Here is a 21145-nt window from a genome sequence, read left to right as displayed (position 1 = left end):
TTGCCGGCGCGGGGTGAACGGTGGTTCACTGGATGAGGGTAAACGTGCGTTCACCCCCTATTTTCACCTGATGTCACACCTGAAAGCAGCCGATGCCGCGCCCCCCAGCCCCCGAATCGCGACGGCGCCCGTCCCCGTCCGCCATCACCGCAGTCCTGGCCCTCAGCGGCACACTGGTTGCCCTGATGCAGACACTGGTGGTCCCCCTCCTGCCCGATTTCCCCGGGATCCTGGGCGTGACGGCCGACGACGCCTCCTGGCTGGTGACCGCCACCCTCCTCTCCAGCGCCGTGGCGACGCCGATCGTTTCACGCAGCGCGGACATGTACGGGAAGCGCAAGATGATGGTGGTGTGCCTGGCCATCATGGTGGCGGGATCGGTCATGGCTGCCGTTGGCGGGGCCTTCGTGTGGCTGATCATCGGCCGGGCACTCCAGGGTTTCTCCTCGGCACTGATCCCGGTGGGCATCAGCATCATGCGCGATGAACTGCCCAAGGAGAAGATGGGCTCCGCTGTTGCCCTGATGAGCGCCACCCTGGGCATCGGCAGCGCCCTGGGCCTGCCGCTGGCAGGAGTGCTGTACGAAAGCCTGGGGTGGGCCTCGATCTTCTGGGTCTCCGCTGCCGCCGGCGCCCTGTTGCTCCTTGCCGTGGTGCTGGTGGTCCCGGAGTCCAAGGTCCGCACGCCCGGAAGCTTCGACTACGCAGGGGCCCTCGTGCTGTCCGGAGCGTTGGCTGCCCTGCTGCTGGCCATCTCCAAGGGCGGCTCCTGGGGTTGGGGGTCCGAGCCGGTCCTGCTGCTGTTCCTCACCGCGGCCATATTGCTGGCCGCCTGGGTCCCGTATGAACTGAAGGTCAGGCAGCCGATGGTTGACCTGCGGACCTCCGCCCGCCGCCCCGTACTGATGACCAACCTGGCCTCGCTGCTCATTGGCTTTTCCATGTTCGCCAACATGCTCCTCACGACGCAGCAGCTCCAGCTTCCCGCCGTCACCGGCTACGGTTTTGAACTCAGCGTGATCACCGCGGGCCTGTGCATGGTCCCTTCCGGGCTGGCCATGGTGGTGTTCGCACCGCTGTCCGGACGCATCATCCGGATCTTCGGCGGCAAGACGGCATTGATGGCCGGGGCGCTGGTAATGATTGTGGGCTATGTGGGCCGCGTCTTCTTCTACGACTCCATCGCCTGGGTGATCATCGGTTCAACTGTGGTGAGCGTGGGCACCGCCATCGCCTACGCTGCGATGCCCACGCTGATCATGGGTGCTGTGCCCATCACCGAGACAGCCTCTGCAAATGGCCTGAACAGCCTGGTCCGCGCCATCGGCACCTCCACCTCCAGCGCGGCAATCGCCGCCGTTTTCACCTCCGTCACCATGTCTGTCGGCGACACCAGGCTCCCCTCATTCGACGCGTTCAGGGATATTTTCTGGCTGGCGGCTGCGGCTTCAGCAGCATCGATGCTTGCCGCCGTCTTTATCCCCCGCGCCGCCGGTGTCCGCCGCCCGCCGGCAACCGCTGCCGGCGCCGCCGAACTCGTGGTGCAGGGACGCGTCCTGGCACCGGACCACCGCCCCCTCACACCCGCCGTCGTCACCGTGCTCCAAACCGACGGGGATCCGGTGGACTGGAGCCGCGTGGACACGGAGGGCAACTACTCCGTGGCTCTGCCCGGCGCCGGGAAGTACCTCATGGTGGCCAATGCGGCCGGCTGGGCACCCATGGCGGAAGTTTTCGACTTCGACGGCCGCACGCTCAAGCAGAACTTCATGCTGCGGGAACGCCTGGAGCTCGGCGGCTCCGTCACAGCTGGCGGCAGGCCGGTGGCCGGCGCCATGGTGACGCTCCTGGAAGCCAGCGGCGAGCATCTGGCCACCACCCGGACGGACGACGACGGGACGTACGCCTTTCCACTGCCCCTCGCCGGACGCTACGTGGTGACGATGCTTCATCCCGTGACGCTTCAGGCCGTGGCGCGGAAGCTCGCTGTCGACAACCGTTCGGTGGCGCTGGATTTCGCCGCTCCACCCGTGGAGGAAACCTCGGGCGAGCGGGTGGGAGCGTGAGCAGCCCCAGCCACGACGCCATCCTCCAGTCCGCCGGGCGCCTGTTCGGGGAACGCGGATACCGGGCCGTGACCGTTCGGGACGTCGCGGCGGACGCCGGTGTTTCCGCCGCCCTGGTCATGAAACTGTTCCTGTCTAAAGAAAAGCTTTACGCCGCCGTGCAGCCAGACGAGTCGCTGCTCGCCGAGTTGGAGGTCCCGGCTTCGGAACTCGGCAGGGCGCTTGTGTTCCGGGTGCTGATGCGCCGGGAACGCGGCGTACAGGAGCCGTGGGCCATGATTCCGTTCGCCGTGCTGGACTCCCCCGACCCGGAAGCCGCGCGGGCGGACATCCGCGAACGCTACGTGGCCGCCATCGCCCAGCTGATCGGGGATACCACACCGGACCGCCGTTTCGCCTCCACGGTGACCGCACTGATGACCGGCTTCGGGGAGACCGTCCGCACGCTGGACCTCTTCGCCGGCTGGAATTTCGACGAACTGGTGGCCCACTACGGAGCAATCGTGCAGGCCCAGATCGACGCCTGCACCGCCGCCCCTTAGAACGCTCTATCTCTTAACGCAGGAAAGTGAGAGCATCTGGCCTAGCGGAGGATGATGTCCACAGGGTTCGCCTCGGACCGCCAAGCGCCCTCGGACCCGGGCCTGGGGCGGATCACCGGCGCTGTGAGGACACCCGAGCGGTTGGTGCGCTTGTCCCGCAGGATCTCGGTCACGGAGCCCAGGTGCCGGGACAGGTCGATCACGTTTTCCGGCGCGGCCAGCAGCAGCTGGAACCCGAATTCGTGCAGCGCCTTGATGCCCGCGCCGGCAAACTCCTCGGAAGCCAGGACAAACGCCTCATCCATCATCACGGTGCCGTAGGTGGTGAAGCCCTGCTCGGCGATGCCCAGCTGGTAGCTCAGCGCCGCGGCCATGATGAACGCCGTGAAGCGCTGCCGCTCGCCGCCGGACATGGAGCCGGTATCGGCATGCATGTAAACGTCAGTCCGCTTGCCGTTTTCCCGGTGCTCCTTGCACTGGATGAACAGGTGGCCGCGGACATCCAGCACCTCGGCGCGCCAGCGCCGGTCCTCGGGCGTCGGCGATCCCAGGCGCTTCACGAGCGTTTCCAGGGTCTTGTAACGCGCGGTGAGCTCGGCGTCGTCGTCCCCGCCGGCGTCCGCAGCACCGCGGGCCGGCCGCGTGTGCCGCGCCTTCAGCGCAGTCTGGATGGCGTCCTTGAACTGTTTTGCTGTCGCGGGGAGCGTCTGTTTGATGTCCAGCTCCAGGAAGCTGCCCTCGTGGAAGTTCACCTCGGACAGGATGCCGTTCAGCGGCAGGATGCGGCTGGTGATGGAGCGCCGCTCCTCGTCCAGCAGGTGCAGCAGGGTGCTGAATGATTCGTGGGTGCGCTGGTTGAAGAACTGCCGGAACTCAGTCTCCTGCGCGGGCAGCCCGTCGCTGACGATGGCGTGGTAGCGGGACTCAAACTCCCCGGCTGCGCCGATGGAAGTGCCGTGGTCCGCCGAGATCGCGGAGCCCCACTCGCGCACAAAGCCCTCGAAGATCCGGGTGAGCCGCTCGGAGGTGGCCTGCCCGCGCGACTCGGCGGTGTGCAATTCCCCGAGCAGGGCAGTCCGTACGCGGTTGGCCAGGTTGTCCAACTCATGCATCTCGCTGACGTCGCCAAAGTCCGTAAAGTACGGTTCCAGCGCGGTGACGGTAACGTCCGACGGCGGCGCCTCAGTCAGGCGGGCACGTGCGCCTTCCAGCAATGAATCGGCGGCGCTCAGCTGCCGGTCGAGTGCCTTGTATTCGCTTTGCAGGACGGCCGCGGCCTCGGTACTGGCCTGGTGTTTCTGCCGCGCCGCTTCGATGCTGGCCCGCAGCGGTTCCAGGTCCGCCTGGGCCGCGAGGGCATCCCTGAGCCGCTGTTCAATCCTGGTGAGTTCCTCGGCGGCTACCGCAGCCGATACCTGCTCCCAGGAACGGTGGTCCTCGGCGATGCGCCGGAGCGCGTCGAGCTGCCTGCTCATGCCCTGGTGGGACTCTTCGCGGCTCTGGGCCAGCTCAGCTGCCTTCGACAGTTCCTGCTGCAGGTCCTCCACCTGGGCAGCGACGAGCTCCAGCTTGGCGGCGTTGTCGAACCCCAGCACGTAGTCCTGGCGGCTGGTGAAACGGTCGTCCTTCTCCACCGTGTGGCGGTTGCGCTTGACCACACCGCCCAGGCTCAGGCCCTTGTCCAGCTTCGCCAGCTCGTCCGGGTGCTCCACACACGGAAAGGCGAAATCGAGGGCGATCCGCTCGCGGATCCATTCCCCGGCGTCAGTCACCGCGCCGCTGGCAAGGATGTCCAGCTTGGTCAGCAAATCGCCGTCGCGCACGTCCTCCACGGCGAGGGCGGCGCCCGCGAGCGGCTTGGACACGTCCACGGCGCGCAGGGCTCCGCGCACCTTGTGGTCGTTCAGGTAACGGGTCACCGCGGCGAAGTGTTCGCCGGGAACCAGCAGGGTGGTGGCCAGATTACGGAGCGCACGCTCCGCGGCCGGCCGCCATTGCTCTTCGCCCTCGGCGAGGTCCATCAGCTCGCCCCCGAACGGCATCCGGTCCTCGGGAACACCAGTTGCCGCGGCGATGGCCGCACGGTTTTCAATGCTCGACGGCGGCAGCAGGGACTTGCGCGTCTGCAGCGAGACAAGCTCCTGCTGGGCAGCCGCGAGCTCGCGTTTTTTCGTGGCGTGGCCATCGAAAGCTTCGAAGCGGAGTTCCTGCAGGGCCTGGGAATCGTCCTTCAGCTCGGCAGACCTGGCGGCGGCCTGCTCGTGGGCCTGTTCCCAGCCCTCGGCGGTCCATTCGAGCTGCAGGCCGGCGTCGGTCAAGGCCTTGCGGGCCGCCTCCTCCACCTGCTCGCGGAGCCTCAGCCCCACACGCGCGTTTTCCAGCGACTGTTCGATCGCGGAAATCGCGTTGCCGCCCTGGTTGTTGTAGTCAGTCTCGAGCTGGCGCAATTCCTTCGCCAGCCCGTCACGGATGCCTCGCTCGGCGCCGAGTTCCTTGGCCTTGGCCTGAGCCCTCTCCTTGAACCGGGCCAGGGTTTTCTGGTGCACCGTGACGGCGAGCTGCTGCTTATAGGCCTCAAATTCCTCACCCGCCAGCTCCCGGAGCCGGTTCGCGTCCAGCAGGGACTGCGCGTACTCCTTGTTCAGGCCGGGCACGGGTGCCAGCTGGTCCCGCTGCTGACGCACATCCTCCAGCCGCTGCCGGATGGACATCAGGTTGCTGAATTCCTCGACCACGTCATCGGCCGCGGCGAGTGTGGCCGGGGCGTCCAGCACCTGGTCGCGGAAGAAGGTGTTGACGCTGCCGCCCAGGCCTTTGCCGGCCTGGATCACGCGGAGCAGCGGCAGCGCCTGGTCCGAGCTGATGCCCAGCAGCCGGCGGAAGCGCTCGGCGAAGGCTTTGTGGACGTCGAAAACCTGGGCGTCCGGGAAGATCGTCTCCAGCGCGGCCTTGGTGAAGCGCTTCTCCGCGATATCCTCGATGGCCGGGAGGTCCAGCGGCTTGCTGTCGATCAGGTAGAAACGCCCAACACTGGATTCCGTGCCGTTCTTGGGCACATCGAACAATGCCGACACGGTAATGCGGGTGCCCGCGGCGTTATCGTATGTCAGCGCGACGGCGGACCACGTGGCCCCCGGGCGCTGGAACGCGCTGGCCGAGCCTTCACCCACCGCCTTGTCGCCCACCTTGCCGCGCATGTACGTGAATGTGGTCCTCTTATCCTCCACCGCCCCGCCGGAGCGCTGGGCCGCGGCTTCATTGGAACGCGGCCGGGCGTCGAACACCCGGAGCATGGCATCAAACAGCGTGGACTTGCCCACGCCCGAGTTGCCTGTCAGGAGCGTTCCGTTGCGGTCCACGTGCATCGTGTGCGCACCGTGGAACGTGCCCCAGTTGACCACCTGCACCAACGCCAGGCGCATCTGGCCTGGGTTCGTGAGTTCGCCCATCGGCAGCATGGATGCGATGCTCATGCTTCTGCCCCCTCGATGGTTCCGTGTGCACCCACGGACGACGACGCCGTTGCCGCCCAGGGAGTGGCATCGGGCCTATCGGAGCCGGGTGGCTCGGTGCTTGCAGCAGAGCCGCCCGGCGGAGGGGCGGGGGCGCCATCGGCGTCGCCGTCGTCGTCCCCAGCGTCCTCCGCACCTGAGTCCGCGTCGAGCTCCAGCAGGGGTTCGGTGCCGGCGGGGTCTGTTGTGGCTGCTACCAGGGCTTCGATTTGGGCTGGGATGTCGCCGATGTTTTCGAACGGGAGTGCCAGGGGGAGGGCGTTGGAGATGGTGTAGACGTCGTCCAGGCCGGTGGGGAGGAGCAGTTGGCGGGCCAGGAGCTTGGTGATGGCGCGGTTGACTACGTCCGAATCGCGCAGGGCATCCTGCTGGCCGGCTGGCTGGTAGTGGGCCACGAGGTCCGCGATTTCTTCGCGGGCGATGGTGGGATCAGTCTGGGCCGTGACGTGGCGATCCAGCAGCAGGCGCAGGCGGAGCAGCACGATGGTTTCGACCCGGCTCAGGGCGCGCTGCTGGCGCAGGATGCTGGAACGGGTGCTGCCGCCGATGGCCTCCGGGTCCACCGGGCGCAGGACCGCAACCTTGCGCTCGTGGTCCAGCTGCAACGTCAGGAAGACTTCGGACAGGCGGCTGCGCAGGATCAGCTGGTTGTCCAGCAGCGTGGTCCACAGCTTCTCGTCCCGGCCGCCGTCGACATACGGGCCCTTCAGCAACTTCACCAGCGCCTGGCGAACCTTCATCGAGAGCACGCCTGTGTCACCGGGGAACAAGGCCGCGCCGTCCACGAAGGTGTCGCGGGGCGTAACCCCGGCGCCTCTGCTGATTGAGCTTGTCGAAATCTCCTGGGCCTCGACAAGCTCCACCACCGGAGCGTTCTGGGTCTCGCTCCCCACCGGGGCTGCCGCCGTCGTTGTTTCTTCAGTCATCATGAATCCTTTTGAGCGTGACCACGGGCAGGTACGCCTTGCGGGTGGTGCCGTCTATTTGTTCGAAGTCCAGCCCGTCCCAGGTTGCGCGGTCGAAGGCCGCGCCTTCCTGGAGGGCGTGGGCGAGGAGGGCCCGGATGGAGTTGATGTGCTGGTCCTCGGCCGGCAGCTGTTCCCAGGCTTCGGCCAGGGTGGAAGCGCCCGCAACAGCCGCACGGATGGCGTCGGGGCTCGCCTTGCCTGTCCTCGGCGAGCGCACGCGGTCAGAGTCGCTGAAGGCTATGGGATCTGCAAGCTTGGGCGGGACGGCGAACTCGTCCGGGTCGTAGAGCTTGACCATGGCCAGCGATTCGAAGCCGGCGTTGAACAGTACCGGGCCACGGACCAGGCCGGACCGCTCCCGTTCATAGGGCAGCGATCTGATGGCCTGCTCGGCCTCGCGCAGGACCTGCCGGAGCCGGACGGACTGCCGGAAGTCGTCGCTTTGGACGTAGGTGTTCAGGCTTTCGCTGAGCTTGCCGTAAATGCGCTGGATCTGGCCATGCTGGTGGCGAAGCTCGGCCACCAGGTTCTTCAGGGTCTCGCGGTCCTCCGGCGAGAGGTCATCGGCGAACTGCCGGCTCAGGACCTCGCCGATCGCCGACCGGAACCGCAGCTGCTGTTGCGGGTCCTCCAGGAACGCAGTGAAGGAACGGAAAGTCCTGCCTTCGGGGCTCTGCCGGAGCCGCTTGTCAGCCTCCAGCACCTGGGCCATGGTGGCACCCTTGCTCAGCGACTCTTCGATGATCTGGTTGCGCAGCGCGCCCACCAGTTCCTCGATGCGGTCGCGCATCTTCTTGTAGTCGGCGGGCAGGCTCGCGGCCAGGTCCAGGATGTTGCCGGCAGCCTCCACGGCTTCGTCGTCATCCAGCAGGCCATCGAAGTCGCCGGAGCTGATGTCCTGGATCAGCTGCCGCCTCTCCTCGATCTCCTCGCCGAGGGATTCCAGCCGGGCGCTCTGGTCCGGGTTGGTCTCGTTGGCCAGCTTCTCCACGTCGCCCAGGAGCGTTCCCAGCCGGGAACCGTTCAGCGTGGACCGCTCGCTGGAAAGGCTGTCCAGGAACGCGAGCACACGGGCAGCAGGCTCGGTGACTTCGTACACGATCTGCCCCGACTGGTTGCGGCGGGTCAGGAAGTTCTTGCGTGTCCACTCATCCGCGTAGTTCCTGCCGGAGGACGTGCCGTGCGCGGCGCCGCCTATCCCCGGCTCCTGGCGCCGGAGCTGCTCAAGGAAGGAGTCGACGTCGGCATGGAACTCCTCGAGCGGAAGCTGCGGACGGGTGCGGGTAAAGGATGCCTGCAGCACGGCGATGACCCACGGTGCGGAGCGCGTGAGCGCCCATGCCGGTCCTTTGGTGAGGAGTTCGAGGTCCCGGAGCCGGGCGCTGATCACGTCAGCGGATGACCTGGCGGAGCGGGGCACGCACTCTCCTTCAGCTGTTGGGGGGATGGTTGGGCAGAAAACTGCCAACTACAAGGTTAACGCAGAGCCCCTTCCAGCCAACGCGGGGTCACTTAGTGCCCGATCCGGGAGCAACATTGGGCGCGAAGTGACCCCGCGTTGGGTGGGAGTGTGTGAGCGTTCCGCGACCGCCCCGTGACCTACCTCCGGGTAGCATTGCGATCCCATATCAACCCGCCCTCCGGGCGCGGCGCGTCTGGTTGGGGACGGCCGGCAGCCCCTACGCTCGGTCCTACTGATTCAACCGAGGCAATGGCGCAGCAGGGGGAACAATGCAGTTCGACTTAAGTGCAGTGGAAACGGCCACCATGGTGTTCATCGGAACACTGGTGTTTGCCCTGGTCCTTGTGGCCTTCGTCCTGACCGCGGGGTTCCTTGCCCTGATTCTGGTGGGCGTCGGCAAGCTGGCCTGGGTCCTCGCGTCCACGTCGCTGCTGGCAGTTGTGCATGGCATCAACCAGGGCTGGGACCGGCTGGTGCGCCACGCCGCAACAGTGGAAATCCCCGGCGACTTTCAAGGGCAGCCCTCCCCTAGCACCGGAAGCTACCCGCGGGTAATGTTGAGAGACAGCTGAAGGGTTCTCCAACCCGGCGGATCCATGGCTTGAACCGGCCATCCCGGGCAGAGGAGATACCCCATGAGCTCCGCCACTGACAGTTCCGCAACCAAAGCTGGCACCAAAGTTCCGCCCAAGGATGCCCCGGCCTCAGACGTCCCCATCGCTGCGGACAACCTCGGCCCCGAGGTCACCGCCGAGGACGCCCGAGCGCTTGCGGAGGCATCCCGCGAAACTGGCTGGGACCGGCCCAGCTTTGCCAAGGGACTGTACCTGGGGAACTTCGACCTGGGCCTCGTCCATCCCTGGCCGAAGGCGAAGGCTGATGACGTGGAACGCGGCGAGGCGTTTATGGAGCGGCTCACCGCTTACGCCCGCACCATGTCCGGACGGGTGATCGAACGTGACGCCAAAATCCCGGACGAATACCTCCGTGGCCTGGCAGAACTTGGCGCGTTTGGCATGAAGATCCCCCAGGAGTACGGCGGCCTGGGCCTGTCCCTGGTCTACTACGGACGCGCCCTGGCGCTCCTGGGCAGCGTCCACCCCAGCATCGGCGCCCTGCTTTCCGCGCACCAGTCCATCGGAGTCCCCGAACCGGTCAAGGTTTTCGGCACTGAGGATCAGAAACGTGAATACCTGCCGCGGTGCGCCGCCGGAGCAATCACCGCCTACCTCCTGACCGAACCTGACGTGGGCAGCGATCCGGCGCGGATGGGCAGCACGGCAGTGCCCACGGACGACGGCGAGGCTTACATTCTGGACGGCGTGAAACTTTGGACCACCAACGGTGTGATCGCCGAACTGGTCGTGGTGATGGCGGTGGTGCCGGCGCACACCGATGCGGACGGCACCGCCCACAAGGGCGGCATCAGCGCTTTTGTGGTGGAGATGGACTCCCCCGGCATCACCGTGGAGAACCGCAATGCCTTTATGGGGCTGCGCGGCATCGAAAACGGCGTGACCCGGTTCCATCAGGTGCGCGTGCCGGCGGCAAACAGGCTGGGACGTGAGGGCCAGGGCCTGAAGATTGCCTTGAGCACGCTGAACACCGGACGGCTTTCCATTCCGGCCCTGTGCGTTGCCTCCGGCCGCTGGAGCCTGAAGATCGCCCGCGAATGGTCAGGCGCCCGCGTCCAGTGGGGGCAGCCGGTGGGCATGCATGAAGCCGTCAGCAAGAAGATCGCCTTCATCGCAGCTACGGCGTTCGCCCTCGACGCTGTGTTCGAGCTGTGCGCCGAAATGGCCGACGCCGGGCAGAAGGACGTGCGGATCGAGGCAGCCCTGGCCAAGCTGTGGTCCACCGAGATCAGCTACCGCATCGCTGATGAACTGGTGCAGATCCGCGGCGGCCGCGGGTTTGAGACCGCCGATTCCCTGGAAGCCCGGGGCGAGCGGGCCGTCCCGGCCGAGCAGCAGCTGCGCGACCTCCGGATTAACCGGATCTTCGAGGGATCCTCGGAGATCATGAAACTACTCATCGCTCGCGAAGCGGTGGATGCCCACCTGGCCGCGGCGGGCGATCTCGCATCCGTCACGGCGAGCCTGCAGGACAAGGCGAAGGCCGCCGTCGGGGCTTCCGGTTTTTATGCGAAGTGGCTGCCCAAGCTGGTGGCCGGCGCCGGCATGGACCCGCGCTCTTACGGTGAGTTCGGAAGGCTGGCCAAGCAGCTGCGCTTTGTGGAGAGGTCTTCGCGGCGGCTTGCCCGCCAGACCTTCTATGGCATGGGCCGCTGGCAGGCCAACCTGGCGTACAAGCAGGCCTTCCTGGGCCGGGTGGTGGACATCGGCGCCGAGCTCTTTGCCATGGCCGCGTGCTGTTCACGCGCAGAGATGATCCTGCGGACGGCGCCGGAACATGCCGCCAGCGCCTATGAATTGGCGGAGGCATTCTGCGAGCAGGCCAGGGTCCGGGTGGACGAGTACTTCGACCAGCTCTGGCGCAACACGGACGACGGCGACCAGGAACTGTCACGAAAGGTTTTGGCCGGGGACTACACCTGGCTGGAGGCCGGCGTGCTGGACCAGTCGGAGGGGACAGGGCCGTGGATCGCGGACGCGACGCCGGGTGCCTCCACGAAGCAAAACCTGCACCGGGACTACCGCTAGCAGATAGTAAGCATCCTTGTTATCACTGTCCACCAGTGGTTGAGTTGACCCATGAGCAACCAAATGGAACCAGGGGACGGACTTCCGCGGCGGGCCCGGAATGACAATCTGCGGAGCGAAACTGCTCGTGACGCGGCCTTCGCCGGTGGTGAGCCAACCCGCGCCCTCGATCAGCCCCTGCCGCCTGGCGATGCACAGCCCAACGTCGGGCAGCCGTACGCTGAGCGGGCCTACCCGGCGGAACCGTACGCCGCTGAACCAGCGCCGACGGAGCAGTACGCTGTAGAACCGGCACCGGCGATTGACCCGAGCCTGACGGACCCTCGCCTTACCGACAGGCAGACCGCCGTCGCCCGTGAAAAGGAACAGTTCGGCGGCGTCAAAGTGGGTTCCGCGTTCTTCGGGTGGCTGGCCGCCACCGGCATGGCGGTCCTCCTGACTGCTTTCGTGGCCGCGGCGGGCACCGCGGTGGGGCTGGCCAGCGACACGGACGTCAATGAGGCCGTGAACCAGGTGACGAACAACGGCACGGTGGGTGTGGTGGGCATCGTCGTGCTGCTGGTGATCCTCTTCGTCTCCTACTATTCCGGCGGTTACGTGGCCGGCCGGATGGCGCGGTTCAACGGTGCCCGGCAGGGAATGATGGTGTGGGCCTGGGCCCTGATCGCCGCCGTTGTGGTGGCACTGCTGGGCCTCATCGCCGGGCAGCAGTTCAACGTCCTGGCCAATCTCAACAGCTTCCCGCGGATTCCCCTCAACGAAGGCGAACTGACCACCACCAGCATCATTGCCGCCGTAGTGGTGGCTCTGGTTGCGCTGGTGGGGGCAGTGCTCGGCGGCCTGGCGGGCATGCGCTTCCACCGCAAGGTGGACCGGGCCGGTTTTACCCCGGACGAAACCTACAGCGAAGGCTAGGCGAGCCGCACGGCATCCACGTAGTACCAGCGCCGGTGTTCGCGCACGAAGCGGCTCGTTTCGTGGTGGACTCCGCGTTCGCCGTCGTGCCGGTAGTGCGCCTTGAATTCCACGGTCCCTTCCGTATCCAGCGGTCCGCCCCGGTTCGTGGAGAGGATGTCCAGGCGGCGCCATTCCATGGCCGGGTCAAGTTCCAGGTCCGCCGGCACGGTGTCCGGATGCCAGGTTTTCCGGAGATATTCGGCGTTCAGCAGCACGAAGGCGCTGTAGCGGGAGCGCATGAGCTGCTCCGCCGTGGCGGCGTCGGCGCCGCCGCTGTGGAACCGCCCGCAGCAGTCCGCATAGGCCTCACCGGAGAGGCAAACGCAGTTGGCAGCTGCGCCGGGGTTCTCGGGCAATGGTGCTCCTTTGGGGGTGTTCGGACCGCCCCACGGCGGCCTGATGGTCTCTACCGACTATAGGCGGCACGGCGGTTTGTCATTTCCGGTAACAGCTTCGAAACAACCTCGGATTCACCCCCGCGGGCGGGGGCAGGGCCAAAAAATAGTCCGTAAGGTAGTGGAGGGGCTTGGCGCCCGTGGTGATGGGTTCCGGTACGGGCACCGCCGCTGGCAGATTGGAGAGATGACGTGGGAGATTCAACGACAATCGCTCTCAACCTGACGTTTTTCGGCACGCTCGGCCTCGCATTCCTGATGTTCCTGGGCCTGTTCCTGCTGGTGGTCCTCACCCTGGTGCTCGCCGGCGTTGGACGGCTCCTGGTGCTGACCGTACTGGCCCTTTTTGGGCGCCTCCCCAAGAACGAAACCCTCCCCTTGGTCAGCCTTTCCGGGGAGGCGGGGACGCCGCCGTACGTTGCAACGCACGACGGCGCCGCTGCCGCCCACTCCCCCGCCAAACCGCCCCGCGCCGGGGTGCTCCGTGCGAAAGGCAGCGCGCTCCGGACCAAGACCCGCGCAGCCCTGGCCAACGGCCGGAGCCTCCTGAAACCATCCGAACTCCGGCCACGGTTCCACGAAGCCGTGGAGCACCACCCCCTGCTCACCGCAGCCCGCCGTGAGCCGCCGGTGCTCGCCGAAGACTGGGCAGCCGCCGTCGCGGAAGCCGACGCCCGTGCCGTGGCGCGCGCCCGTGCCTCCACCCCGGAGATCAAGGTGTCAGTCCGCGAGCTTCCCGCACCTTCCGTCCCCGCGGCAAAGGTGGAGGCGGTGGCTCCGCTGGTGGAGTCGGCCCTGCACCGGGATATTCCTGAGCACGCCAATCCTGGGCGTGATGGCGGCGGGGCGGCCCGGTCCTTTACGAAGCCACCAGCCCCCACGCCAATGTCGCTGTTGGACACCGGCTCCCTGGTGTCGCTTTCCGGACATGCGAAGGCTCTCAAAGCCAAGCTGCCTGCAGACCGCAACTGATGGCACCGGCGCCCGCAACCTTCACAAATCGTCATGGCCCCCGGCCGGGTTACGCCCCGCTACGAAAAGCGAAGTACTAAGGCGCGAATCGTTTCCGCTGCGCCGAATTTGTGTAGCGTCATGACGATCCACAGCAATCCGCGTGGGGAATCGATCGTGAGGAGCCGGGGATGAGCCTCAGCGAACTTCGGGTATTCGGCCGGTCGGGCACGCCCATCAGCCCGCTCACCATGGGCACCATGAACTTCGGCGAAGGCCCCGGCGGCGCCGCAGGCGGCGCGCCCACCGGCGCCGACGAAAGCATCCGCATCATCCAGTCGGCGCTGGACGCCGGCATCACCGCAGTGGACACAGCCGACGTCTACTCGCAGGGCGAGTCCGAACAGGTGGTGGGCCGGGCGCTCCGCGGCCGCCGCGACGACGTCTTCCTGGCCACCAAATTCCACGGGCAGATGAGCCCGAACCCGGCCCACGCCGGCAACTCCCGGCGCTGGATCATGCAGGCCGTCGAGGGCAGCCTCCGCCGGCTGCAGACGGACCGCATCGACCTTTACCAGGCACACCGTCCGGACTACAACACGGACGTGCTGGAGACCATCACCGCCCTGAACGATCTCATCCGGCAGGGCAAGATCCTCTACTACGGCACGTCCGTTTTCACGCCCGCCCAACTGGTGGAGGCCCAGTGGCTTGCCACCACCAACCACCTGATCCCGCCCGTGGCCAACCAGGTGCCCTATTCGATGCTTGTGCGCGGCAACGAGCGCGACGTCCTTCCCATTGCCCAGCAGTACGGCCTGGGCGTGCTGGCCTACGGTCCGTTGGCGGGAGGCTGGCTGTCCGGCGAGTTTGTCCTGGACGCCGGCAAGCCGCCAACCCGCGTTCATTCACTGCCGGGGCGGTACGACATCTCCGGGCCTACCAGCGAACGGAAGCTCCTGGCCGCGGATTCGCTGGCCCGGCTGGCCGACAAGCTGGAGATCTCCCTGGTGGAGCTCTCGATCGGATTCGCCCTGAACCACCCTGCAGTGAGCAGCGTGATTATCGGCCCCCGCACCGAAGCCCACCTCCAGGCCTACCTCAAGGCGGCGGACACGCTGCTGAGCGAGCCGGTGCTGGATGCGATCGATGAACTCGTGCCGCCCGGGACTAATTTCGTGGAACGCGATGCCGGCGCCGTGGTGCCGTCCCTGGAGTACGCGGAGCTCCGCCGCCGTTAAGCGCGGAACCCGGCACAACGCCGACGTACGTTCCCAAACCCGCACCCGGCCAAGCCCTTACCCTGAGCAACCATCTCCGTTAGCGTGGAACCCATGGAATTTAGATATCTCGGAAACAGCGGCCTCAAAGTCTCGGAAATCACGTTCGGCAACTGGCTGACGCACGGCTCACAGGTGGAGAACGACGTCGCCGCCCAGTGCGTGCGGGCAGCGCTCGACGCCGGCATCAGCACCTTTGACACGGCGGACGTCTACGCCAACACGGCCGCGGAAACAGTCCTCGGCGAGGCGCTGAAAGGCGAACGCCGCGAGTCCCTGGAGATTTTCACCAAGGTTTACTGGCCTACCGGCCCGCGGGGCAAGAACGATCGTGGCCTGTCCCGCAAGCACATCATGGAGTCGATCAACGGCTCCCTCAGCCGGCTTCAGACGGATTATGTGGACCTCTACCAGGCCCACCGCTACGACTACGAAACGCCGCTGGAAGAGACCATGCAGGCGTTTGCGGACATCGTCCGGCAGGGTAAGGCGCTGTACATCGGCGTAAGTGAGTGGACAGCGGAGCAGATCAAGGCCGGCCATGCCCTCTCCAAGGAGCTGGGCTTCCAGCTGGTCTCCAACCAGCCGCAGTACTCCATGCTGTGGCGGGTCATCGAAGCCGAGGTTGTGCCGGCGTCGGAGGAACTGGGCGTGTCCCAGATCGTCTGGTCGCCCATGGCGCAGGGTGTGCTGAGCGGAAAGTACCTGCCCGGCCAGCCCGCCCCCGCAGGCAGCCGGGCCACCGATGACAAGGGCGGCGCGAAGATGATCGAGCGCTGGATGCGTGACGATGTCCTCGCCGGCGTCCAGGACCTCAAGCCGGTAGCCGCGGAAGCCGGGCTCTCCATGCCGCAGCTGGCCATAGCCTGGGTGCTGCAGAACCCGAACATCGCCTCGGCCATCGTGGGCGCCTCCCGTCCGGAGCAGCTCGCGGACACCGTGGCGGCCGCGGGTGTGACGCTTGAGCCCGAGACGATGAAGAAGATCGACGACGCCATCGGTTCGCTGGCGGAACGCGATCCGGCCCAAACCAAGTCCCCCGCCACCCGCGACGGCTAGGAGTTTCCTTGACTTCCCTTCCAGACCTGGCCATCACCGGCTCCACCGGAGGCCTGGGCGGAATGGTGGCCCGGCAACTCGCCGACGCCGGAACCGCCCAGCGGCTGCTGGTCCGCGACGCCGGGCGCGCCCCGGAACTCGAAGACGCGGTCCCGCTGGTGTTCAGCTATGCGGACACTGCCCTGGCGGGTCAGGCTCTGGAGGGGGTCAAGGTCCTGTTTATGGTGTCCGCGGCGGAAGCCGAGGACCGGCTGCAGCAGCATTACGCCTTCATCGATATCGCTGCTGCTGCCGGCGTGCAGCACGTGGTGTATACGTCGTTCTACGGAGCGGCCCCGGACGCCACGTTCACGCTGGCAAGGGACCACTACGCCACCGAGGCGAGGATCAGGGCGTCCGGGATGGATTTCACGTTCCTTCGGGACAACTTCTACCTGGACTTCCTGCCGCTCCTGGCGGGTGAGGACGGGGTGATCCGCGGACCCGCAGGGGATGGCGTGGTCTCCGCCGTTTCCCGCGAGGACGTTGCCCGCTCAGCCGTGACAGTACTGCGGGATCCCGCACTCCATGTGGGGACCACCTACAACCTCACCGGACCGGAGGAGCTGACCCTGCCGGCCGCCGCGGACATCCTCACGGTGGAAACCGGTCGGAGCATCACGTACCACCCGGAAACCGTTGAGGAAGCGTATGCGTCCCGGGCATCGTACGGCGCACCGCAGTGGCAGCTGGACGCGTGGGTGAGCACCTATACGGCGATCGCCGCGGGCGAACTGGCCGGGCTGTCACCGGATGTGCGGACGCTGACCGGCCACGAGCCGCTCAGCTTTGCGGCGTTCCTGCAGCAGCCGCAGCTGTAGCGGGCGGAGGTTCAACGGCCGGGATGCGTCCCGGCCGTTGACCCGGCGGGTGGCCGGGCGTAAACCTGTGAAGAGGGGGAACGCCTGGCCGCATCGAGCAGAATCGCACCCGCCATGAAGCAGATCTACAAGCACCGACAGTCCGCCCGCCTGGCACCGCATCCCGGCGAACCCACCACGGGTCCGCTGACCGCGGAGGAACTGCAGTTGGCGGTCCGCAACCACTCAATGCCGCTCGAGGCACTCCGCCGGGACCTCACTCCCCCTGGACTGCACTACGTGCTCACGCACTTCGACATCCCGGACACCGACGCGGCGCCTTGGCATCTTCAAGTCAAGGGCGCGGTGGAGCGGTCTCTGGAGCTCAATCTCGCCGCGCTGAAGCGGGACCCGGCCATCACGGTGCCGGTCACCCTTGAGTGTGCGGGCAACGGCCGTTCCCTGCTCAAGCCCCGGCCGCTGAGCCAGCCGTGGGTTCTCGAAGGGGTGGGGACCGCGGAATGGACCGGTGTGCCGCTGGCCTATTTGCTGGCGAAGGCGCGGGTGCTGCCCGGGGCCGTGGAAGTGGTCTTCACCGGGGCCGACGCCGGGATCCAGGGCGGCGTCCGGCAACAGTATGCCCGCAGCCTGCCTATCCGCGAGGCGCTGCGTCCCGACGTCGTGCTTGCCTACAAGATGAACGGCAGCGACCTGCCCCCGCAGCATGGCTATCCGCTCCGGCTGGTGGTTCCGGGCTGGTACGGCATGGCCAGCGTCAAGTGGCTGCAGTCCATCGACGTGGTGACAGTTCCCTTTGAAGGGTTCCAGCAGAAGGTGGCGTACAAATACCAGGACAACGCGGACGACGCCGGTGTGCCGGTTTCGCGGATCCGGATCCGTTCGCTGATGGTCCCGCCGGGCATCCCGGACTTCTTCTACCGCAAGCGGGTGCTGCCGCACGGGCCGGTGATGCTGCAGGGCAGGGCCTGGTCCGGTGAGGGCGCGGTGACCGCAGTTGAGGTGGGGATCGACGGCCAGTGGGTTACGGCGCACCTGGAAAAACCGGCCGGGCCGTTCGCCTGGTGCAAATGGACGCTGCCGTGGGTGGCGGATCCGGGCGAACACGAACTCTCCTGCCGTGCCACCGACAGCACCGGAGCCACCCAGCCCCTGGCCCAGAACTGGAACTACCAGGGGATGGGCAACAACGTGGCTCAGCGGGTCAGCGTCACAGTGGAGTAGCCTCCCTGCCTCGAAGTCACGGCGTCAGCAGCCTTCGAAGGTGGTGAGCACCTTGACCTTGTCCGCCGAGGCCGATGTGGGATCAAAGGTGTAGCCGATCCATTCCCTGGCCAGCCTGCTGGCCAGTTCCACGCCGATAACCCGCTGTCCCATCGTGAGCACCTGGCAGTCGTTGGACAAGACCGAGCGCTCAACGGAGAAGGAATCGTGGGCCGTGGTGGCGCGGATGCCGTCCACCTTGTTGGCGGCGATCGCCACCCCGATGCCGGTGCCGCAGAACAGGATGGCGCGGTCGGCAAGCCCGTCGCGGATCAGCTCACCGGCGGCGATGCCAACGTAGGGGTAGGGCCTGACGAAGTCCTCCGGGGCGTCGCTCCGGTTGACCCCGATGTCGATGATTTCGCTGATCCGGGGATCAGCCTGCAGGTCGGCCAGGATGCGGTTTTTGTAGTCGACGCCGGCTTCATCGGCGCCAAGCACCAGGCGTAGCCCCGGGCTTCCCGGTTTGGTGCTTCCCGGCATGGTGGTTGCTGGTTCCGTGGTCATGAGAGTGCTCCTGCCGGCTGGCTGTCGTTGGCGGTCACAGGCGCTTGCTGGCCGGACCCGGCCAGGAACGGGCCCATCACGGTGAAGAGCATGGCCAGGGACGTGGCCCCTGGATCCGGTGTGCCCACGCTCTTTTCGGCGAGGGGCCGTGCCCGTCCCTTCAACGGGCGCAGCGACGCAGTGGCCTCGGCCGCCGACGTTGCTTGAAGCGCCGATGCTTCCCATGCCTGGCGCGGCTCTGCGCCTTCCACTGCCAGTCGGGTGAAGGTTTCCGTGAAGGGCACCAGGGCATCCACCATGGTCTTATCGCCCGGCTCTGCTTTGCCGAGCCCGGCGATTCTGTCCGAAAATGCGCGCACCCCGGCGGCCAGTTCCTCGGCGTCAGGGCTCCCCTGGTCCCCCAGCGACTCGCCGAATGCCCGCAATCCTGCGCCCCAGAGGACGCCGGAGGTGCCGCCGGCTTTGTCCGCCCAGGCATCACCCGCGGCGATCAGGACCGAACCTGCCCCGGCACCCTGGCCGGCCGCGGCAGCAGCGGCGGAAGTTGCGGCGTCGATCCCGCGGACCATTCCGCGGCCGTGGTCGCCGTCCCCGGCAATGGCGTCCATGTCCCCTAGCCGGGATTCTGCCGTGTGCAGGCAGTCACGGGCGGCGTCCAGGGCCGCCACGCAGTTGGCGGCGTACTCGCGCGAGTCCTGGGTTGCCTCAAAAGCGGCAGGCGCGGCGGCGCCGTCGGACGTTTCCTCGCCGGACACGGCGCCCGACTGGACGGCGGCGATTCCCCGGCGGTAGGCAGGCGTCTCCGCCGGCGCCGTCCACAGCGGTTCCAGTTCGTCGTCCAGCCAGGTGATGGTGAGGGAAACCCCGGACATGTCCAGGCTGGTGACCAGCTCGCCAACCTCGGGCATAACCAGCGTGTAGCCGGCGTCCCTGAGCAGCGGGGCCACAGTCAGCCACAGGACAAAGAGTTCCTCGTGCTTGGTGGAGCCGAGGCCGTTCAGGATCACAGCGAGCCTGTCACCGGCCCCGGGCGGCGTTTCCGCCAGCAGCCGGGTGACGAACTCCTGGCCGAGTTCCTTGGCGGACGGCAGATCGGTGTCGAACAGGCCGGGTTCACCGTGGATTCCCAGTCCGAGTCCCATCTGTTTGTCCTTGAGCGCGAACAGCGGGGCGTCCGCGCCGGGGAACGTGCAGCCGTGGAACGCGCTGCCGATGGTCCTCGTCAGGCTGTTGGCCTTCCGGCCCAGACGGACCACGTCGGCCAGGTCAGCGCCCGCTTCGGCGGCCGCGCCCATGATCTTGAAGACTGTGAAGTCACCCGCGATGCCGCGGCGCTTTTCAGCTTCCGACGGCGGCGCGCTGGCGATGTCGTCTGTTACCAGGACCTTTTCAACCTCGATCCCTTCGGCAGCGAGGCGTTCGCTGGCCATGCCGAAGTTCATCACGTCACCGGCGTAGTTGCCGTAGGTGAACACCACGCCGGCGCCCGAATCCGCGGCCTTGGCCACGGCGTAGGCCTGCTGCGCAGAGGGCGAGGTGAAGATGTTTCCCACCACGGCGCCGTCGGCCAGTCCGGTGCCGATCAGCCCGGCGAAAGCCGGGTAGTGCCCGGACCCGCCGCCGGCCAGGACCGCCACTTTGGGTTTGGCCGGACGGTGGCGCCGCACGGCGCCGCCGGGGACCTGGCGCACCAGCCCGGAATGGATGTCGCAGAATCCGGCAAGGGCTTCTTCCGCGAACTCGGACGGATCGTTGAAAATCTTGGTCATGATGGGCTCTCTGACGTGGACGTGGTCTTCGGGGCGGGCTGTTAGTGGATGTGGCTTCCGCCGTTGATGTCGATGGTGGTTCCGGTGAGGTACGCGGATTCCTCGGAGGACAGGAACGTGATGACGGCGGCGATTTCTTCGGTGGTGGCGTTGCGGCCCAGCGGGATGCCGGCGTTGATGGCCGCTTCCTGCTCCTCGGTGCTGCCCACGCGGATGTTGGTGTCCACGGCGCCGGGGGTGATGGCATTGACCGTGACGCCGGTGGCTCCGATTTCGCGGGCCAGCGCCTTGGTCAGGCCGAGGATCGCGGCCTTGGCTGCGGAGTAGGGGACCTTGCCGAACACGCCGCCGCCGCGCTGGGCGGAGACCGAGGACATGTTCACGATCCGGCCCCAGCCGTTCTCGATCATGTCCGGCAGGAACGCCTTGGTGACCAGGTAGGTGCCAGTGGCGTTGACGTCCATCACCTTGTGCCAGAGGTCCAGGGTGGTTTCCAGGAACGGGACGGGGGAAGTGATGCCGGCGATGTTGGCCAGGGCACCCACCGCCGGCAGGATGCCCGCGTCGATTTCCTTCTTGACGGCTGCGTAGGCGGTGTTAACGGAGCTTTCGTTGGCGACGTCGATCTCGTGGCCGAACGCCGGCACGTTGAACTCGTTGCCGATTTCGGCGGCGACCTTGGCGGACTTCTCGCCGTCGAGGTCCAGGATCACCACACCCCAGCCCTGGCTGGCGTAGCGGCGGGCGGTGGTGATGCCGATGCCCCGGTCCGAGGTGGCTCCGGTGAGGACGGCGGTGCGCTGGATGGTGGTCATGATGCTCCTTGGGTTACTTGTGGTGTCTTTTTGGAATCGATTGCTCCACAAGTGCCGTTTTGAGGGGTCAAAAGGACAA

17 protein-coding genes are annotated in these 21145 nt (G+C 66.8%); 10 read left to right on the top strand and 7 right to left on the bottom strand.

The window, feature by feature from the left end; genetic code table 11:
- Positions 1-92: 92 nt before the first annotated feature.
- Together J2808_RS17840 and J2808_RS17835 are read left to right on the top strand one after the other, a co-directional pair.
- Entirely contained in the window at positions 93-2066 is a 1974-nt protein-coding gene (locus tag J2808_RS17840; RefSeq protein WP_309819279.1) for an MFS transporter, read from the top strand.
- On the top strand, positions 2063-2608 hold the full coding sequence (locus tag J2808_RS17835; RefSeq protein ID WP_309819277.1) for a TetR/AcrR family transcriptional regulator: 546 nt from the start codon (positions 2063-2065) through the stop codon (positions 2606-2608). Before J2808_RS17840 ends, J2808_RS17835 begins: the two co-directional genes overlap by 4 nt.
- 41 nt (positions 2609-2649) lie before the next feature.
- Here J2808_RS17835 and J2808_RS17830 read toward each other — a convergent pair whose 3' ends face one another.
- Genes J2808_RS17830 through J2808_RS17820 form a run of 3 tightly spaced genes read right to left on the bottom strand, consistent with a single transcriptional unit; the run spans position 2650 to position 8508 of the window.
- Positions 2650-6081 (bottom strand): ATP-binding protein, encoded by a 3432-nt coding sequence (locus J2808_RS17830; protein ID WP_309819275.1) that lies wholly within the window; start codon positions 6079-6081, stop codon positions 2650-2652.
- Positions 6078-7046 carry a DUF4194 domain-containing protein gene (locus J2808_RS17825; RefSeq protein ID WP_309819273.1) on the bottom strand — a complete coding sequence of 323 codons (969 nt, stop codon included), beginning with the start codon at positions 7044-7046 and terminating at the stop codon, positions 6078-6080. The genes J2808_RS17830 and J2808_RS17825 overlap by 4 nt, the downstream gene beginning before the upstream one ends.
- On the bottom strand, positions 7039-8508 hold the full coding sequence (locus tag J2808_RS17820) for a DUF3375 family protein (protein ID WP_309819271.1): 1470 nt from the start codon (positions 8506-8508) through the stop codon (positions 7039-7041). The genes J2808_RS17825 and J2808_RS17820 overlap by 8 nt, the downstream gene beginning before the upstream one ends.
- 311 nt (positions 8509-8819) lie before the next feature.
- Here J2808_RS17820 and J2808_RS17815 point away from each other — a divergent pair, with 311 nt between their 5' ends.
- The 3 genes from J2808_RS17815 to J2808_RS17805 all read left to right on the top strand — a co-directional run bounded on the left by J2808_RS17815 (position 8820) and on the right by J2808_RS17805 (position 12128).
- Positions 8820-9122 (top strand): hypothetical protein, encoded by a 303-nt coding sequence (locus tag J2808_RS17815; protein WP_309819269.1) that lies wholly within the window; start codon positions 8820-8822, stop codon positions 9120-9122.
- 63 nt (positions 9123-9185) lie between these two features.
- Positions 9186-11213: an acyl-CoA dehydrogenase family protein gene (locus tag J2808_RS17810; RefSeq protein ID WP_309819267.1), complete on the top strand. Its 2028-nt coding sequence runs from the start codon at positions 9186-9188 to the stop codon at positions 11211-11213.
- Positions 11214-11264: 51 nt separating this feature from the next.
- Positions 11265-12128, top strand: a complete 864-nt coding sequence (locus tag J2808_RS17805; RefSeq protein ID WP_309819265.1) for a hypothetical protein — start codon at positions 11265-11267, stop codon at positions 12126-12128.
- Here the strand turns inward: J2808_RS17805 and J2808_RS17800 are convergent.
- Positions 12125-12526: a YchJ family protein gene (locus J2808_RS17800; protein WP_309819263.1), complete on the bottom strand. Its 402-nt coding sequence runs from the start codon at positions 12524-12526 to the stop codon at positions 12125-12127. The genes J2808_RS17805 and J2808_RS17800 overlap by 4 nt on opposite strands.
- 231 nt (positions 12527-12757) lie before the next feature.
- On the opposite strand from J2808_RS17800, the gene J2808_RS17795 reads away from it, so the two are divergent.
- From J2808_RS17795 to J2808_RS17775, 5 genes are all read left to right on the top strand, one after another.
- On the top strand, positions 12758-13537 hold the full coding sequence (locus J2808_RS17795; RefSeq protein ID WP_309819261.1) for a hypothetical protein: 780 nt from the start codon (positions 12758-12760) through the stop codon (positions 13535-13537).
- A 170-nt stretch (positions 13538-13707) separates the two neighbouring features.
- Positions 13708-14757, top strand: a complete 1050-nt coding sequence (locus J2808_RS17790) for an aldo/keto reductase (protein ID WP_309819259.1) — start codon at positions 13708-13710, stop codon at positions 14755-14757.
- 93 nt (positions 14758-14850) lie between these two features.
- Complete coding sequence (locus tag J2808_RS17785) at positions 14851-15855, top strand: aldo/keto reductase family protein (protein ID WP_309819257.1); 1005 nt, start codon at positions 14851-14853, stop codon at positions 15853-15855.
- An 8-nt stretch (positions 15856-15863) separates the two neighbouring features.
- Positions 15864-16715, top strand: coding sequence for an SDR family oxidoreductase (locus J2808_RS17780; RefSeq protein WP_309819255.1), 852 nt, complete (start codon positions 15864-15866; stop codon positions 16713-16715).
- A gap of 114 nt (positions 16716-16829) precedes the next feature.
- The gene (locus J2808_RS17775) at positions 16830-17936 is read left to right on the top strand and encodes a sulfite oxidase (RefSeq protein WP_309819253.1); all 1107 of its coding nucleotides are present in this window, start codon (positions 16830-16832) and stop codon (positions 17934-17936) included.
- A gap of 24 nt (positions 17937-17960) precedes the next feature.
- Here J2808_RS17775 and J2808_RS17770 read toward each other — a convergent pair whose 3' ends face one another.
- From J2808_RS17770 to J2808_RS17760, 3 genes are read right to left on the bottom strand one after another with little or no spacing between them, the layout of a single operon-like run.
- Positions 17961-18482, bottom strand: coding sequence for an RpiB/LacA/LacB family sugar-phosphate isomerase (locus J2808_RS17770; protein WP_309819251.1), 522 nt, complete (start codon positions 18480-18482; stop codon positions 17961-17963).
- Entirely contained in the window at positions 18479-20251 is a 1773-nt protein-coding gene (locus tag J2808_RS17765) for a dihydroxyacetone kinase family protein (protein WP_309819249.1), read from the bottom strand. The genes J2808_RS17770 and J2808_RS17765 overlap by 4 nt, the downstream gene beginning before the upstream one ends.
- Before the next feature lie 41 nt (positions 20252-20292).
- The gene (locus J2808_RS17760) at positions 20293-21066 is read right to left on the bottom strand and encodes an SDR family NAD(P)-dependent oxidoreductase (protein WP_309819247.1); all 774 of its coding nucleotides are present in this window, start codon (positions 21064-21066) and stop codon (positions 20293-20295) included.
- Between the last annotated feature and the right edge of the window lie 79 nt (positions 21067-21145).

It is taken from the genome of Pseudarthrobacter sulfonivorans (assembly GCF_031454915.1).
GTDB classification, from domain to species: domain Bacteria; phylum Actinomycetota; class Actinomycetes; order Actinomycetales; family Micrococcaceae; genus Arthrobacter; species Arthrobacter sulfonivorans_C.
The sequence above is the reverse complement of the archived record's forward strand: the minus strand, read 5'-3'. Positions and strand labels throughout refer to the sequence as shown.

Bases quoted from the DNA above. Each gene is read 5' to 3' on its own strand.
- J2808_RS17770 (WP_309819251.1), bottom strand. From the start codon at position 18,482: ATGACCACGGAACCAGCAACCACCATGCCGGGAAGCACCAAACCGGGA.
- J2808_RS17840 (WP_309819279.1), top strand. From the start codon at position 93: ATGCCGCGCCCCCCAGCCCCCGAATCGCGACGGCGCCCGTCCCCGTCC.
- J2808_RS17790 (WP_309819259.1), top strand. From the start codon at position 13,708: ATGAGCCTCAGCGAACTTCGGGTATTCGGCCGGTCGGGCACGCCCATC.
- J2808_RS17775 (WP_309819253.1), top strand. From the start codon at position 16,830: ATGAAGCAGATCTACAAGCACCGACAGTCCGCCCGCCTGGCACCGCAT.
- J2808_RS17765 (WP_309819249.1), bottom strand. From the start codon at position 20,251: ATGACCAAGATTTTCAACGATCCGTCCGAGTTCGCGGAAGAAGCCCTT.
- J2808_RS17825 (WP_309819273.1), bottom strand. From the start codon at position 7,046: ATGACTGAAGAAACAACGACGGCGGCAGCCCCGGTGGGGAGCGAGACC.
- J2808_RS17805 (WP_309819265.1), top strand. From the start codon at position 11,265: ATGAGCAACCAAATGGAACCAGGGGACGGACTTCCGCGGCGGGCCCGG.
- J2808_RS17760 (WP_309819247.1), bottom strand. From the start codon at position 21,066: ATGACCACCATCCAGCGCACCGCCGTCCTCACCGGAGCCACCTCGGAC.
- J2808_RS17815 (WP_309819269.1), top strand. From the start codon at position 8,820: ATGCAGTTCGACTTAAGTGCAGTGGAAACGGCCACCATGGTGTTCATC.
- J2808_RS17810 (WP_309819267.1), top strand. From the start codon at position 9,186: ATGAGCTCCGCCACTGACAGTTCCGCAACCAAAGCTGGCACCAAAGTT.
- J2808_RS17830 (WP_309819275.1), bottom strand. From the start codon at position 6,081: ATGAGCATCGCATCCATGCTGCCGATGGGCGAACTCACGAACCCAGGC.
- J2808_RS17785 (WP_309819257.1), top strand. From the start codon at position 14,851: ATGGAATTTAGATATCTCGGAAACAGCGGCCTCAAAGTCTCGGAAATC.